The organism is Sphingopyxis sp. EG6 (assembly GCF_003609815.1).
GTDB lineage: Bacteria > Pseudomonadota > Alphaproteobacteria > Sphingomonadales > Sphingomonadaceae > Sphingopyxis.
This window is the reverse complement of sequence record NZ_AP017603.1, coordinates 1,425,519-1,440,018: the sequence shown is the minus strand read 5'-3', so window position 1 is coordinate 1,440,018 and position 14,500 is coordinate 1,425,519. Positions and strand designations below refer to the sequence as shown.

The 14,500-nt window shown below is 64.8% G+C and carries 16 protein-coding genes; 15 read left to right on the top strand and 1 reads right to left on the bottom strand.

The window, feature by feature from the left end:
- Positions 1-29: 29 nt before the first annotated feature.
- From SPYCW_RS07130 to SPYCW_RS07095, 8 genes are all read left to right on the top strand, one after another.
- Positions 30-3,197 (top strand): YdbH domain-containing protein, encoded by a 3,168-nt coding sequence (locus SPYCW_RS07130; protein WP_232014864.1) that lies wholly within the window; start codon positions 30-32, stop codon positions 3,195-3,197.
- Complete coding sequence (locus SPYCW_RS07125; protein ID WP_120216213.1) at positions 3,194-3,409, top strand: YnbE family lipoprotein; 216 nt, start codon at positions 3,194-3,196, stop codon at positions 3,407-3,409. Before SPYCW_RS07130 ends, SPYCW_RS07125 begins: the two co-directional genes overlap by 4 nt.
- A gap of 17 nt (positions 3,410-3,426) precedes the next feature.
- A complete protein-coding gene (locus tag SPYCW_RS07120) occupies positions 3,427-3,828 on the top strand; it encodes a YdbL family protein (RefSeq protein ID WP_120218162.1) in 402 nt (133 codons plus the stop codon).
- A 209-nt stretch (positions 3,829-4,037) separates the two neighbouring features.
- Positions 4,038-4,358: an AtpZ/AtpI family protein gene (locus SPYCW_RS07115; protein WP_120216212.1), complete on the top strand. Its 321-nt coding sequence runs from the start codon at positions 4,038-4,040 to the stop codon at positions 4,356-4,358.
- Between the two features lie 67 nt (positions 4,359-4,425).
- A complete protein-coding gene (locus SPYCW_RS07110) occupies positions 4,426-5,211 on the top strand; it encodes a F0F1 ATP synthase subunit A (RefSeq protein WP_120216211.1) in 786 nt (261 codons plus the stop codon).
- Positions 5,212-5,252: 41 nt separating this feature from the next.
- On the top strand, positions 5,253-5,480 hold the full coding sequence (locus SPYCW_RS07105; protein WP_003044110.1) for a F0F1 ATP synthase subunit C: 228 nt from the start codon (positions 5,253-5,255) through the stop codon (positions 5,478-5,480).
- Positions 5,481-5,559: 79 nt separating this feature from the next.
- Entirely contained in the window at positions 5,560-6,060 is a 501-nt protein-coding gene (locus SPYCW_RS07100; protein WP_120216210.1) for a F0F1 ATP synthase subunit B family protein, read from the top strand.
- Positions 6,053-6,580 carry a F0F1 ATP synthase subunit B family protein gene (locus SPYCW_RS07095; protein ID WP_120216209.1) on the top strand — a complete coding sequence of 176 codons (528 nt, stop codon included), beginning with the start codon at positions 6,053-6,055 and terminating at the stop codon, positions 6,578-6,580. Before SPYCW_RS07100 ends, SPYCW_RS07095 begins: the two co-directional genes overlap by 8 nt.
- A 270-nt stretch (positions 6,581-6,850) precedes the next feature.
- Here SPYCW_RS07095 and SPYCW_RS07090 read toward each other — a convergent pair whose 3' ends face one another.
- Positions 6,851-7,570, bottom strand: coding sequence for an SDR family oxidoreductase (locus tag SPYCW_RS07090; protein WP_120216208.1), 720 nt, complete (start codon positions 7,568-7,570; stop codon positions 6,851-6,853).
- Between the two features lie 68 nt (positions 7,571-7,638).
- Here SPYCW_RS07090 and uvrC point away from each other — a divergent pair, with 68 nt between their 5' ends.
- From uvrC to SPYCW_RS07055, 7 genes are all read left to right on the top strand, one after another.
- On the top strand, positions 7,639-9,573 hold the full coding sequence (gene uvrC, locus SPYCW_RS07085; protein ID WP_120216207.1) for an excinuclease ABC subunit UvrC: 1,935 nt from the start codon (positions 7,639-7,641) through the stop codon (positions 9,571-9,573).
- Between the two features lie 53 nt (positions 9,574-9,626).
- The gene (locus tag SPYCW_RS07080; protein ID WP_120216206.1) at positions 9,627-10,019 is read left to right on the top strand and encodes a PaaI family thioesterase; all 393 of its coding nucleotides are present in this window, start codon (positions 9,627-9,629) and stop codon (positions 10,017-10,019) included.
- Positions 10,007-10,744 carry a DNA repair protein RecO gene (gene recO / locus SPYCW_RS07075; protein WP_120216205.1) on the top strand — a complete coding sequence of 246 codons (738 nt, stop codon included), beginning with the start codon at positions 10,007-10,009 and terminating at the stop codon, positions 10,742-10,744. Before SPYCW_RS07080 ends, recO begins: the two co-directional genes overlap by 13 nt.
- Before the next feature lie 166 nt (positions 10,745-10,910).
- On the top strand, positions 10,911-11,957 hold the full coding sequence (gene leuB / locus SPYCW_RS07070) for a 3-isopropylmalate dehydrogenase (RefSeq protein WP_120218161.1): 1,047 nt from the start codon (positions 10,911-10,913) through the stop codon (positions 11,955-11,957).
- Positions 11,958-12,074: 117 nt separating this feature from the next.
- A complete protein-coding gene (locus SPYCW_RS07065; protein ID WP_120216204.1) occupies positions 12,075-13,280 on the top strand; it encodes a trans-sulfuration enzyme family protein in 1,206 nt (401 codons plus the stop codon).
- Between the two features lie 17 nt (positions 13,281-13,297).
- A complete protein-coding gene (apaG, locus tag SPYCW_RS07060) occupies positions 13,298-13,699 on the top strand; it encodes a Co2+/Mg2+ efflux protein ApaG (RefSeq protein WP_120218160.1) in 402 nt (133 codons plus the stop codon).
- On the top strand, positions 13,696-14,487 hold the full coding sequence (locus tag SPYCW_RS07055) for a LysR family transcriptional regulator (RefSeq protein WP_120216203.1): 792 nt from the start codon (positions 13,696-13,698) through the stop codon (positions 14,485-14,487). The genes apaG and SPYCW_RS07055 overlap by 4 nt, the downstream gene beginning before the upstream one ends.
- The last annotated feature ends 13 nt before the right edge of the window (positions 14,488-14,500 follow it).

The following is a 14,500-nucleotide window of genomic DNA, read 5'->3' as shown; positions in this document are numbered from 1 at the left end:
GACACGACTTGGCTGAGGTCGTCCGCACCGTGAGCGAAGCCGACCATAGCCGGCCGCCAAGGTGGCGGCATCGCACGCTGCTGTTCAAAAAGCGCTGGCTGACCGCGGGCGCGGTCATCGTCGTGATCGCGGGGATATGGATTGCCCGCGAACCGATCGCCGACCGCTTCATCAGTGATGAATTGGGCAGCAGGGGCGTTCCGGCGCAATATCGCATCGACACGATCGGGTTCCGCAGCGAGCGGTTGTCGAATGTCGTGATCGGCGATCCCGAAAATCCCGACCTGACCGCGAAAAAGGTCGAGGTATTGCTGGGTTATGGCTGGTCCGGCCCCTATGTCACCGAGATCCGCGCCGAGGGAGTTCGGCTCCATGGCCGCTTTTCTGGCGGACGCCTCTCGTTCGGGGCGCTCGACAAGTTTCGTGACCCGACGAGCACCGACCCCTTTGCCTTACCCGACCTCACTATCGTGCTGCGCGATGCGCGCGCGCGGGTCGACACGCCGTGGGGCAATGTCGGCGCCGCGCTGAACGGCGGCGGCAATCTCCGCCGCGATTTCACTGGCAAACTAGCGCTCGTCGCGCCGCGCATCGCCGCCGCGGGGTGCAATGGCGAGGACGTCAGCTTCTATGGCACGCTGCTGGTGCGCGACGTCCGCCCCCAACTCGTCGGTCCCTTGCGCGGCCAAAGCCTGTCGTGCGCCGAGGGCGGCATCGCGGCGGCGTCGCCGCAGATCGCGCTTGACCTCTCGTTGTCGGAGGATCTGCAAAGCTGGAAGGGCGAAGCCGACGCCAGTGTCGCGAAACTGATCGCGGGTGCGCTCGAAGCGGACCGGGTGGGCGTGCTCGCCCGGTTCGACGGCAATGCGGCGGCAACCAAGCTGGATATCGACGCCGCCATGGCGCGCGTCCGCGGTTCGGATTTCACCGCCCAGACGGTAAACGTCGATGCACAGGGTGTGGTCGGGCGCTCTGCGCCGAAACTGGACGGTCAAATCCGCTTTGCCCGCGCGAGCGGCAGCGCGGCGATGCGGCGCGCGCTTACCGACGGCGCGCGCAACTTAACCCAAACGCCGCTTGGCCCGCTGGCGGCCAAGGCAGCCGCGGCGGTCAGCCGGATGCTCGCTGATGTCGGGGGCGGCGCGGCGTTCGCCCTGGCCGGGGAGGGCAATCTTGCCCGCATCGACCTGCTCGCGCCGCAATTGACGAGCGCGAGCGGCGCCCGCTTCACCGGCAGCGCCGACAGCCGCATCAGCTATGGTTATGGCGCGCCGCAGCCGACGGTTGTCGCTGCCGGGCGCTGGCGTTTCGGCGGCGGCGATCTACCCGTGGGTTCGGTCAACCTCGATCGCCGTAGCGACGGTTCGATGACCGGTGTGGCGAGCTTTGACCCCTATCAGGCAGGCACTGCCCGCCTCGCGCTGGCACCGGTGCGCTTTTCCGGCGATCGCAGCGGCCTGCTGCGGTTTGCGACGCGCGCCGATGTGTCGGGACCGCTCGCGGGCGGGCGTATCGACCGGTTGAGCGTCCCGCTCAGCGGCTTTCTTGCGCCGACCGGCGCGCTGGCGCTCGATGGCGGATGCAGCCGGGTGAGCGCGGATCGCGTCGCCATATCGGGTTTCCAGATCGGTCGCAGCGCGATCGACCTGTGCAGCCGTCCCGGTGCGCCCTTGCTGAGTGCGGGGCCGGATGGCCTGCGCGGCCAAATTCGCATTCCGGGCATCAATCTGCGTGGCACAAGCGGCGATTCGCCGTTTGCCGTGACCAGCGGACCGGCAAGCATCGACCTGACCACGAGGCGCTGGTCGCTGGCGCTCGCCAATTTCCGGCTGGGCGAGGGCGAGAGCGTCACGCGCTTCAGTGCTCAGGCGATAAGCGGGCGTTCCACCGCGCAGGGAATGGCGGGCGATCTGCGCGATGCCAGCGCCAAGATCGGCGCGGTGCCGCTCAACATGAGTGAAATCGCTGGCGGATGGCGCTGGGCCGATGGCGCGCTGATGCTTGACGGCGGGCTGCTGCTGACCGACGCGGCGTCGGAAGCGCGCTTTGCGCCGCTGATCAGCAACGATGCGAGCCTGCGCTTTGCCGCTGGGGTGATCGACGCCAAGGCCGCGTTCAACGAGCTTACGACCGGCACGAAGATTCTGGACGCGATCATTCGTCACCGGCTGGCCGATGGCAGCGGTTCGGCGGATCTGCTCGTCAAGGAACTGCGGTTCGACGAACGGTTCCAGCCCGACCAGTTGACCAACCTTGCGCTGGGCGTCGTCGCCAATGTGCGCGGGTCGGTCGTCGGCGATGGTCGGATCGAATGGACCGCCGATGGCGTAACCAGCCGCGGCACCTTTGCCACCGCCGACGCCAGCCTGGCGGCGGCGTTCGGCCCGGTGAGCGGGCTGACGTCGACGCTGACCTTCGACGATCTGATCGGGCTGCGCTCGGCTCCCGGGCAGATCGCCAAGATCAAGGAAATCAATCCCGGCATCCCGGTGCTCGACGGCGAAATCGAATATCAGCTGCTCGGCGACAATCGCGTGCGGGTCGAGGGTGGCAGCTGGCCCTTTGCCGGGGGGCAGTTGTTGCTCCACCCGACGACGCTCGACTTCGGCGCCGAACAGACGCGGCGGCTGTCATTCGACATCGTCGGGGTCGATGCGGCGGTATTCCTGCAAAGCTTCGGGTTCGAGAATATCAACGCCACCGGCAAGTTCGACGGGACGCTGCCCGTAGAATTTAGCGGGCTGGGCGGACGCATCGTCGGTGGACGCATCGATTCGCGCGCCGGCGGCGGGACGCTCGCCTATGTCGGCGAATTGTCGAACCGCAATCTGGGCGCGATCGCCAATTTTGCCTTTGGCGCGCTTCGCAGCCTGAAATATGATGATTTGACGATCATACTCAACGGGGATCTCGACGGCGAAATGGTGACCGACATCCGCTTTGGCGGCGTGGGGCAGGGCGAGGGCGCGACGCGCAATTTCCTGACCAATGCGGTTGCCAGAATCCCGCTGGTCTTCAACGTGAAGATTACCGCGCCGTTCCGCCAGCTGCTGACCTCAGCGAAGGGATTTTACGATCCGTCGCTATTGATCGAACAGAATCTGCCGGCGCTGATGCGCGCCCAGGAAGAAGCCGAAGCGGCCGAAAAAGCCCGATCCGCCCCCGTTCAGCCTCCAGAAAGCGAGCCCATGCGATGAACACACCCAAGACAGGAGCAAGGAGGCTGGCCAAAACGGCACGCAATCTGGCGGTTCTGATCGGTGCAGCAGCGTTGACCGGTTGCGTGCAGATCGAAACGCCCGACAAGCCGATCGAAATCAACCTGAACATCAACATTCGTCAGGAAGTGGTGTACAGGCTTGATGGTGATGCCAAAAAGCTCATCGAGCAGAATAGCGAGATATTCTGATGACAGGGAATGAACAGATGCGTTTGAAGATGTGGAAACCCACCGGGCTGGCGCTGGCCGCGATCGCGGCGACCGCCGCTGTTGCCCTCGCGGTGCCGTCGGCGATGGCGCAGCGCGATCCCGCTTATGCAGCGGCTCGCGCCGCGGGCCAGATCGGCGAACAGCCCGACGGCTATCTCGGCTTTGCCAGCCCGCCGACCCCGGCGATCCGTGCGTTGGTGCAGGATCTCAATATCAAGCGCAAAGCCGCCTACACCGAACGCGCGCAGGCGACAGGCAGCACCGTCGAGCAATTTGCGTTCACCAGCGGTTGCAACCTGATCGCGAACACCAAGCCGGGTGAGAAATATCAGGCGCCCGACGGCCGCTGGCTGACGCGCGACGATAGCCCGCCGGTGCGCAACGCCAGCTGCCCCTGAGGCACAATATCGTTCAAGGGCGCCCGCGGGCGCCACATGCCGCCGCGCCCCTAAACGCGGCGGCATTTTTGTGCACTTGCGCACAAGCATTGACTTCATCGGGCGTCATTCCTAAACGGACCGCGCCTTAGGGGTCTCCCGATTTTTCGGGCCTTTTTTCGCAGGCGGAATCGGGGCTTTCCGGTTCTGTTTCAGGAGGATGGCGGAAAATGACGGGGAACGGCAGCGATCCGGAACTTGGCTCAGAGGATTCGCGCCTGGTCTCGCTCAACGAGCGATTGGACCGGGCCGAAGCCGCAGAGGCAAAGCGGACCGCGGTGAACGCCGGACCGGAATCCGATGCCAACTATCGGCTCGGCAACCGCGTCCTGGCCGAACTGCTGGGCGGTTTGATCGGCGGCGCCTTGTTTGGCTGGCTGATCGACCGCTTCGCGGAAACGTCACCCTGGGGTCTGTTGGTGATGTTGTTCATGGGCATAATCGTGGCCTTTCGGAACATCATTCGCCTGTCAAAGACGCCGCGCAACTAGCGGGGCGCGCCAGATATTTTCAGCGGGACGGCGCATTCGCCGCCTCGCCAGACGCGTGGAGTGAAGAGTGGCGGCGGAATCCGGCAAGATCGACCCGATGCACCAGTTCGAGGTGACCCCGCTCGGCGGCGGTTTCAACCTCGGCGGGCATGAAGTCCTGTTCACCAACAGCGCGCTGTGGATGGTGATCGCGGCGATTGCGCTGGGCCTGTTCATGTGGGGCGGCATGCGCCGCCAGCTCGTTCCGGGCCGCTGGCAGGCCGCGGTCGAAGGCTTCACCGGCTTCATTTCGAACATGATGATGGCGAATATCGGCACCGAAGGGCGCAAATATACGCCCTATGTCTTCTCGCTGTTCATGTTCATCCTGTTCTGCAACCTGCTCGGCATGTTGCCGCTGGGCGTGCTGGGGCTGCATCCCTTCACCGTCACCAGCCATATCGCGATCACCGGCGTGCTCGCGCTGATCAGCTTTGCGATCGTCCTCGTCGTCGGTTTCTGGCGCCATGGGCTCCACTTCTTTTCGCTTTTCGTGCCGCACGGAACGCCGCTGCCGATGATCCCCATCATTGCGCCGATCGAGTTCGTGTCGTTCATGGTCCGCCCGTTCAGCCTTGGCCTGCGCCTGTTCGTCGCGATGACCGCGGGTCACGTGCTGCTAAAAGTGCTGTCGGGCTTTGTCATCAACGGTTTCAACGCTGAAACGCTCTGGCTCGGTTCGATCGTGTCGGTGCTCAGCTTCATCCTGATGATCGGGATCAGCGCGCTCGAGCTGCTGGTGGCCGGCATCCAGGCTTATGTTTTCGCCCTGTTGACCTCGCTGTACATCAACGACGCGGTCAACCTTCACTAAGTTACGTTTATTTTCAAACGATTATACCAAGGAGTAATATAATGGACGCAGAAGCAGCAAAGCTGATCGGTGCCGGTCTGGCAGCCATTGGTGCCGGCATGGCCGCCATCGGCGTGGGCAACGTGTTCGGCAGCTTCCTCGAAAGCGCGCTGCGCAACCCGGCAGCCGCGGACGGCCAGCAGGGCCGCCTGTTCATCGGCTTCGCCGCTGCCGAACTTCTCGGCCTGCTGGCGTTCGTCGTTGCGATGATCCTGCTGTTCGTCGTCTGATCCGACGATCGGGTAGCGCCGACCCCGGCGGGGTCGGCCTTCCCATGCAGGTTTTTCAGTAAGTTAAGGCTCGCCTTCCATGCCTCAAATAGCCCAGCTCACCGCTGACAACTGGTATCTTGCCTCGCAGCTTTTCTGGCTGCTGGTCGTCTTCGCCGGGATTTACCTGGTGATCGGTCGTGGCATGCTGCCCAAGATCGAAGCGACGGTGGACGCCCGTGACCGCAAGGTTGCCGACGATCTGGCTGCCGCCAAGGCGGCGCATGCCGCCGCGGACAATCTGGAAGAAAGCTATCGTCAGCAGAGCGACGCAAGCCGTGCTGCTGCGCAAAAGGCGGTGGCTGCCGCCAAGGACAAGGCTGCAAAGGACGCCGAAAAGCGTCTGGCCAAGGTCGACGCCGAACTCAGCGAGAAGCTGGCTGCAGCGGAAGCCGGTGTTGCAGCGGCGCGCAAATCGGCGATGGCGGAAATCGAATCGGTCGCGGCCGACGCAGCGGGCGACCTGGTCGCCAAGCTGTCGGGCGTAAAGGTTGCTGCGGCGGACGCCAAGGCAGCGGTGAAGGCGGTGCTCCATGGCTAATCTGACGCTGATTTTTGCCGAAGGCGCCGCTCCGACCGCGTTCGGGATGGACGCAACGGTCTGGGTCTCGATCGCGATGCTCGTTTTCCTGGGCATCCTGATCTGGAAGGGCGTTCCGGGCGCGATCGGCGCAATGCTCGACAAGCGGATTGCCGAGATTTCGAAGCAATTGAACGAAGCCGAAGCGCTGCGTCTCGACGCCGAATCGCTGAAGGCCGAATATGAAGCGAAACTGGCGACGGCGACGAAGGAAGCCGACGACATGCGCGCGCGTGCCGAGGCCGAAGCCGAAGCGGTGATCGCCAAGGCGAAAGCCGACGCCACCGCGCTGATCGGACGCCGCAAGCAGATGGCCGAAGATCGCATCGCGGCGGCCGAAGCCGGCGCACTCGCCGAAGTCCGCTCAGCAACCGCCAAAGCCGCGACCGCCGCGGCAGCGGCGCTGATCGCCGAAAAGCATGACGCCAACGCCGACAAGGCGCTGGTCGATCAGGCCATTGCGAGCGTCGCGAAGGGCTGATTACCCGGACATTGCCGAATACAGAACGCCCGCGGATTTCCGCGGGCGTTTTGCTGTATGTGGACGGCTCAGCTGCTGACGACTGGAAGCAGCCGTTCAATCCAATCCCCGTTCGTATCGAGCGAAGTCGAGATACGCGTGGCTTGGCGTGGGCCTTCGGCATGTCTCGACTTCGCTCGACACGAACGGAGGTTGGGGATGATCGGGAAGCCACCCCACGCCCGACATTCCGTCCATCGACAGCTATGCTTCGGCAAACGCCTTCCTGCCTCAAAACTTGATCATGATCCGCCGCGCCAGAGCCGGTGAGATGCTGTGGACCAGCTGCAAAATCTTCACCATGCCGACGTTGATCTCGGCCTTGCCGGTGCGGATGCCGTGGACGATTTCAGCGGCACAATCGTGGGCGCTCATTTTCTTGCCGCTGCGGCCCGCGGTCATGTTGGTTTCGACGACCGGCGGCAGCGCCTCGATAACGCGGACATTACTGTCCTTGAGCAAGTGACGGATCGCCTGGGTGTAACTCCGGAGCCCGGCCTTTGTCGCGCAATAGATCGCTCCGCCGGCGCGCGGCGCGATCGCAAGGCCCGAGGTGACGTTGACGATTGTAGCCTCGCGCTGGGCGCGCAGCGCAGGGAGCAAGCGGGTGCAAAGCGCGATTGGGGCGTCGAGGTTGGTCCGGATGCACAATTCCGCACTGCCCAGCGTCCCGGCGTCCTCAAGCTCATATTCGCTGCCGATCCCGGCATTATTGACGAGTATGGCGAGCGGTTTCCCCGCTACGCTCGTCACGACGGCGTCGACCCCTGCGGCGGTCGACAGATCGCCGGTGATCGTGCCGAATCCCTGCGCCGCCATCCCCTGAAGCTTTTCCGTCGAGCGCCCCGTGACGATCACATCAGCGCCGAGCCCCTGCAATTGTAGCGCGATCTCGCGCCCGATGCCGTCGCTCCCGCCGGTGACCAGCGCCAGTTTGCCGCGTAATTCCATAAGACCCCTCCCATGATTTACCCTACACACTATGGCGGGTCGTATCACCTTCGCCTACATGCAAAATCATGGCCCGCCCAAACGCTCCCGACCGATTCAATGAAGAGAAGGCGACCTATGTCGTGCGCGGCGGCGGCGAGGAGGGCGACAAGCCCGACCTCGAGCGCGGGGCCGAGGCGATCCGCAGCGTCGTGCGCAAATTGCCGGTGCGTCCGGGCGTTTACCGCATGCTCGATGCGCGCGGCGACGTGCTCTATGTCGGGAAGGCGCGCGCGCTCAAGAACCGGGTCACCAACTACACGCAGGTCGCGCGGCTGCCGCAGCGCCTGCAGCGGATGGTGTCGCAGACGCGCGCGATGGAGATCGTCACGACGACCAGCGAGGCCGAGGCACTGCTGCTCGAGGCGCAGCTGATCAAGCGCTACCGCCCGCCGTACAATGTGCTGCTCCGCGACGACAAAAGCTTCCCCTTCATCCTGCTGCGCACCGATCATGACTTCCCGCGGGTGCAGAAGCATCGCGGCGCAAGGCGCGCCAAGGGGCGCTACTATGGCCCGTTCGCGAGCGCGGGGTCGGTGGGGCGCACGCTCAACGCGCTGCAAAAAACCTTTCTGCTGCGCAGCTGCACCGACAGTTTCTTCGCCAATCGCTCGCGGCCGTGCCTGCTCTATCAGATCAAGCGGTGCAGCGCGCCATGCGTCGATCGCATCGCCAAGGCCGATTATGCGGCGCTGGTCGGCGACGCGCAGGACTTCCTCGAAGGCCGCTCGACCGCCGTGCAGAAGCGGCTGGGCGACGCGATGACCAAGGCCGCCGAAGCGATGGATTATGAGCAGGCTGCGGTGCTGCGCGACCGGCTGAAGGCGCTGACCTTCATTCAGGGCAGCCAGTCGGTCCACGCCGACGGGCTGGGCGACGCCGACGTCTTCGCGCTCGCGGCGAAGGGCGGCCAGCTCTGCATCGCGGGTTTCTTCATCCGCGGCGGGCAAAATTGGGGGCATCGCAGCTTTTTCCCCGCGCATGTCGCAGGCGTACCCGAGGGCGAGGTACTCGAAAGCTTCCTTATGCAATTCTACGAGGGCGTGCCGCCGCCGAAGCTGATCCTCGTCGATCGCGAACCCGACGAATGCGCGTTGCTCGCCGAAGCGCTCGGCGAAGCAGCGGGTCGCAAGGTCGAGATTAGCGTGCCGCAGCGCGGCAACCGCAAGCGTCTGCTCGATCAGGCGGTACGCAATGCGGGCGAGGAACTCGACCGACGCCTCGCCGAAAGCAGCAGCCAGGCCAAGCTCGGACGCGAGCTCGCCGATCTGTTCGACCTCGACGAACCGCCGCAGCGCATCGAAATCTACGACAACAGTCATATTCAGGGAACCAATGCGCTTGGCGCGATGGTCGTCGCCGGCCCCGAGGGCTGGATCAAGGGCGCATACCGCAAGTTCAACATCAAGCGCGCCGGAACGCAGCCGGGCGACGATTTCGCGATGATGCGCGAGGTGTTCCAGCGCCGCTTCGCACGCGCGATCGAGGAAGATCCCGAACGAACGAAGGGCGAATGGCCCGACCTAGTACTGATCGACGGCGGCAAGGGGCAGGTTTCGGCGGTCGCATCGGTTTTTGCCGAGCTCGGGATCGACGACCTGCCGTTCGTCGGGGTCGCCAAGGGGCCGGATCGCAACGCCGGGCGCGAGACCTTCTATCACCCCGACGGGCGCGAATTCACGCTGCCGACCAACAATGCGGTGCTGTTCTATATCCAGCGGCTTCGCGACGAGGCGCACCGTTTTGCGATCGGCGCGCACCGGGCGAAACGCGCGAAGGCGATGGGCAGCTCGCCGCTCGACGAGGTGCCGGGCATCGGCCCGGCGCGCAAGAAGGCGCTGTTGATGCACTTCGGCACCGCCCGCGCGATCAAGGGGGCGAGCCTGGAGGATCTGCAGAAAGCGCCTGGGGTCAGTGCCGGTGTGGCGCAGGCGGTCTATGATTTTTACAACCCGGGGGGATGAAGATTGAGCCCCTCTCTTTCAGGGGAGGGGTTTGGGTTAGGAAGGGACAGGACATGGATTTTGCAGCCGCCATGCCGCTTGCGGGAACGCTCGGCGTTACGATCCACGAAGGAAGCAAGGATCGCGTCGCGGGCAAACTGCCCGTGCGTCCCGAGATTTGCACCGCGGGCCATATCGTCCATGGCGGCGCTATCATGGCCTTCGCCGACTGTCTTGGCGCTGTCGGCGCGTTCCTGACGCTGCCCGAAGGCGCGCAGGGCACGACGACGATCGAGAGCAAGACCAATTTCCTTGGCGCCGGGCCGGTCGGATCGGTGTTGGTAGGAGAGGCGACCCCAGTGAAGATCGGCAAGCGGCTGTCGGTGTGGCAGACGTGCATTCGCACCGAGGACGGCGCCGACGTGGCGTTGGTAACGCAGACGCAGATGGTGCTTTGGCCAGCCTGACCGCCACCGCGATCGTCTGCGCGGTCCGTGCGCATGGCGAACATGGTGCCATTCTGCGCGCGTTGACCGAGGAAGCGGGACTTGTTGGCGGCTATGTGCGCGGCGGGCGGTCGACGCGGCTGCGCCCGATCCTTATCCCGGGCAATCTGGTCGCGATCGAGCTGCGCGCGCGGACCGAGGAGCAGTTGGCGAGTGCGACCGCCGAGTTGCTCGCCAGCCGCGCGCCGCTATTGGCCGAACCGCTCGCGGCGGCGGCGATCGACTGGGTGACCAGCCTGACCGCGGCAACGCTGCCCGAAAGCCAGCCCTACCCCGCGCTATATGCCGCGCTTTCGGCGGTGCTCGACGCGATCGGCGCCGCCTCCGCGGCGCGGCAATGGGCGGCCGCGCTGGCGCGCTACGAATTGCTGCTGCTCGCTGAACTGGGTTTCGGGCTGAACCTCAAGGAATGCGTGGTGACGGGTTCGACGAACGAGCTTGCTTTCGTCAGCCCGAAATCGGGCGGGGCGGTGAGCGTCGCGGCGGCGGCGGGTTATGAGGAAAGGTTGTTTCGCCTGCCGGGCTTCCTGCCGGGTCACGATGCAAATCCGGCGATGGACGATGTGCTCGACGGGCTGAACATCACCGGCCATTTCCTCGACCGTGACGTCCTCGATGGCCGCAACCGGGACTTGCTGACGGCAAGGGAAAGATTGGTCGACCGGCTCAAGAGGGCGGTTGCGTGACTCGGCCGTGCTGCCTAGAGGAGCAGCGTCGAACCGGGACTATCCGCCCACTCCGTTTGTGCTGAGCTTGTCGAAGCACCGTCCTTTCTTTGACGGCGCCAAAGAGAAGAGCGGCCCTTCGACAAGCTCAGGGCGAACGGTGTTTCTGGACGAAAAGGGTGACGCATTGAAAATCCTGCTGCTGGCTGGCGACGGTATCGGTCCCGAGATCATGGTGGAGGCCGAAAAGGTTCTTGGCGCGCTCGCGCTTCCCGTCACGCTCGACCGCGCGCTTGTCGGCGGGGCGGCGTTCGAAGCGACCGGCCATCCGCTGCCGGCTGAAACGCTCGAAAAGGCAAAAGCCGCCGATGCGATCCTGTTCGGTGCGGTCGGCGATCCACGCTTCGACAATGTCGAGCGGCATCTGCGCCCCGAACAGGCGATCCTGGGAATGCGCGCGGAGCTCGGCCTTTTCGCCAATCTGCGCCCTGCTAAGCTGTTCGCCGGGCTCGAGGACAGCTCGGCGCTGCGTCCCGAGGTCGCCTCGGCGATCGACCTCTTGATCGTTCGCGAGCTCAACGGCGACGTCTATTTCGGCGAAAAGGGCATGCGTACGACCGTGGGGGGAGAGCGCGAGGGTTATGACGTCATGTCGTACAGCGAGAGCGAGGTGCGGCGCATCGCGCATGTCGCGTTCCGCGCGGCGCATGGCCGCGCGAAGCGGCTTTGCTCGGTCGACAAGGCGAACGTGCTCGAAACGTCGCAGCTGTGGCGCGACGTGGTGATCGAGGTTGCGGCGGAATATCCCGACGTTGCGCTGACGCATATGTATGTCGACAATGCCGCGATGCAGCTCGTGCGCAATCCGGGCCAGTTCGATGTCGTCGTCACCGGGAACCTGTTCGGCGACATCTTGTCCGATCAGGCGTCGATGTGCGTCGGGTCGATCGGGCTGCTCGCATCCGCGTCGCTCAGCGAAGGCCACTTGGGCCTGTACGAACCGATCCACGGCAGCGCACCCGACATCGCGGGCAGGGGCGTCGCCAATCCGCTGGCGATGATCCTCTCGCTCGCGATGCTGCTCCGCCATTCGGGCGGCGACGAAGCGAGCGCGGCGCGGATCGAGGCGGCGGTGGCCAAGATACTCGCAGATGGTTGCCGCGGCGCCGATCTGGGCGGAAACATGGGCACTTCTGCTCTGGGCGATGCGGTCGTTGCGGCTTTGAGCGCGTGAAAGCCGCACATTATTCACCGTAGCCCTGAGCTTGTCGAAGGCGCCTCCCGGCGAGGAGCGCCCTTAGACAAGCTCAGGGCTACGGTTTAGACAGCTAGAAATACACGGACGGTTGAGATGAAAAAGACCACGGGCTTCGATCGCAGCACCACCCGCAACTGGCACCCGGCGACCCAGGCGGTGCGCGGCGGCACCTGGCGCAGCGAACATGGCGAAACGTCGGAGGCGCTGTTCCTGACCTCGGGCTACACCTATGACGATGCCGAGACGGTCGCCGCGCGTTTCGCGGGCGAGGCGCAGGGCATGACCTATTCGCGGCTCCAGAACCCGACCGTCGCGATGCTCGAGGAGCGCATCGCGCTGATGGAGGGTGCCGAGGCGTGCCGGACGCAGGCGACGGGCATGGCGGCGATGACGACCGCTTTGCTCTGCCAGCTGTCGGCGGGCGACCATATCATCGCTGCCAAAGCTGCGTTCGGATCGTGCCGCTGGCTGGTCGACCAGCTGTGCCCGCGCTTCGGAATCGAAACGACTGTGATCGACGGGCGCGACAACGACGCGTGGGAAAAGGCCGTCAAATCAAACACCAAGGTCTTTTTCTTCGAAACGCCTGCGAACCCGACGATGGACATCGTCGACATGAAATATGTGTGCAGAGTCGCGCGCGCGCACGGCATCACGACGGTGGTCGACAATGCTTTTGCCACGAGCGTGCTTCAGCGCCCGATGGACTTCGGCGCCGACGTCGTCGCCTATTCGGCGACCAAGCTGATGGAGGGGCAGGGGCGCGTGCTCGCGGGTGCGGTGTGCGGGACCGAGAAATTCATCAACGACGTGCTGCTGCCGTTCCAGCGCAATACCGGCCCCAACCTGTCGCCGTTCAACGCGTGGGTGGTGCTGAAAGGCCTTGAAACGCTCGACCTGCGCGCGCGGCGCCAGTCGGAGAACGCGCTGGCGGTCGGCAAATTTGTCGAAAAGCGGGTGCCGAAGATCCTCCACCCCGGCCTTGCCAGCCATCCGCAGCATAATCTGGCGATGAGCCAGATGGAGGCGTGCGGGCCGATCTTTTCCTTCATCCTAGAAGGGCGCGAACAGGCGATGGAGCTGCTCAACGCGCTCGAACTGGTCGATATTTCGAACAACATCGGCGATTCGCGGAGCTTGTGCTGCCACCCCGCATCGACCACCCATTATAGCGTCAGCGCCGAAGCGCGCGCCGACATGGGGGTCGTTGACGGCATGCTGCGGATCAATATCGGGCTCGAAGACCCGCGCGACCTGATCGCCGATCTGGACCAGGCATTGACCAAAGTCGGGCTTTGAGCGACGCTGTGGGCGCGATGATCGACTCCTTCTTCCCCTTTGCCGCGACCACCGGCCCCGTCACGGTGCGCGTGTCGGTCAGCTATCTGCCCGAACAGTCGCACCCGGCGCTCGGTCGCTGGTTCTGGGCCTATCATGTCCGGATCGAAAATCATGGCGACGTCGCGGTCCAGCTGATCAGCCGTCATTGGCGGATCAGCGACGGGCGCGGCCAGATCAGCGAAGTCGAAGGCGAAGGGGTCGTCGGCGAACAGCCGCTGATCGCGCCCGGCGGCGCCTATGACTATGTGTCGGGCTGCCCGCTACCAACCCCCGAAGGGTCGATGGTCGGCAGTTATGCGATGGAAATCGGCGACGGATCGCAGATGCTGGTCGCGATCCCGCATTTCCCGCTCGTGGCGCCTGCGACCGCCGCATGAAGCGCACGCACCTGCCGCTCAACGCCCTGCGCGTGTTCGACGCCGCTGCCCGGCATTTGAGCTTCACGCGTGCTGCGGACGAGCTGGCGGTAACCCCGGCTGCGGTTGGACAGCAAATACGCGCGCTCGAGGATATGCTCGGCGTCGTGCTGTTCCGCCGCACGCCCAAGGGCTTGGAGCTGACCGGTGAGGCTGAGGCAGGCCTTGATGCGTTGCGACAAGGCTTTCTGCAGTTCGAGGAGTCGGTCCGCGCGATGCAGGCGGGGCAATCGTCGCAATCGCTGACGATTGCCGCGCCGCGCGATCTGACCGCCAAATGGCTGGCGCCGCGGCTCGCGCGCTATAGCCAGCAGGCGCCCGACGTGCGTTTCACCTTGGTGTCCGCCGACAGCGGCATCGACTTCACCGAGGCCAACCTCGATCTCGCGATTTTCTGGACCGACGGCGCGGGTGATCATGAGGGCGTGGCGCTCGCCGATCCGCTGATGGTGACTGTTGCGGGCCCGGGCAGCAGTAGCGACACGCGGATCGCTTGGCCGGGCTGCCCGGTCGCCGATGGCGAACCGGCGCTGCGTTTGGGCGACGCCGGTCTCGCCATCGATGCGGCAGCCAACGGACTTGGCCACGCCAATGTCCCGGCAATGCTTGCCGAAGCCGATATTGCGGCGGGCCGCGTTCGCCAGATTGGCGAGGCCGTTACAGTGAAGCGCGGTTACTGGCTGGTCGCGCCGACGCCGCAATGGCGACAAGCCAAGGTCAAGGCGCTGGTTTCCGCGTTGACGGCGTAAACATCGCGCATCG

Bases quoted from the DNA above. Each gene is read 5' to 3' on its own strand.
- SPYCW_RS07125 (WP_120216213.1), top strand. From the start codon at position 3,194: ATGAACACACCCAAGACAGGAGCAAGGAGGCTGGCCAAAACGGCACGC.
- SPYCW_RS07120 (WP_120218162.1), top strand. From the start codon at position 3,427: ATGCGTTTGAAGATGTGGAAACCCACCGGGCTGGCGCTGGCCGCGATC.
- SPYCW_RS07115 (WP_120216212.1), top strand. From the start codon at position 4,038: ATGACGGGGAACGGCAGCGATCCGGAACTTGGCTCAGAGGATTCGCGC.
- SPYCW_RS07095 (WP_120216209.1), top strand. From the start codon at position 6,053: ATGGCTAATCTGACGCTGATTTTTGCCGAAGGCGCCGCTCCGACCGCG.
- uvrC (WP_120216207.1), top strand. From the start codon at position 7,639: ATGGCCCGCCCAAACGCTCCCGACCGATTCAATGAAGAGAAGGCGACC.
- SPYCW_RS07105 (WP_003044110.1), top strand. From the start codon at position 5,253: ATGGACGCAGAAGCAGCAAAGCTGATCGGTGCCGGTCTGGCAGCCATT.
- SPYCW_RS07055 (WP_120216203.1), top strand. From the start codon at position 13,696: ATGAAGCGCACGCACCTGCCGCTCAACGCCCTGCGCGTGTTCGACGCC.
- SPYCW_RS07080 (WP_120216206.1), top strand. From the start codon at position 9,627: ATGGATTTTGCAGCCGCCATGCCGCTTGCGGGAACGCTCGGCGTTACG.
- SPYCW_RS07065 (WP_120216204.1), top strand. From the start codon at position 12,075: ATGAAAAAGACCACGGGCTTCGATCGCAGCACCACCCGCAACTGGCAC.
- apaG (WP_120218160.1), top strand. From the start codon at position 13,298: ATGATCGACTCCTTCTTCCCCTTTGCCGCGACCACCGGCCCCGTCACG.
- SPYCW_RS07100 (WP_120216210.1), top strand. From the start codon at position 5,560: ATGCCTCAAATAGCCCAGCTCACCGCTGACAACTGGTATCTTGCCTCG.
- SPYCW_RS07090 (WP_120216208.1), bottom strand. From the start codon at position 7,570: ATGGAATTACGCGGCAAACTGGCGCTGGTCACCGGCGGGAGCGACGGC.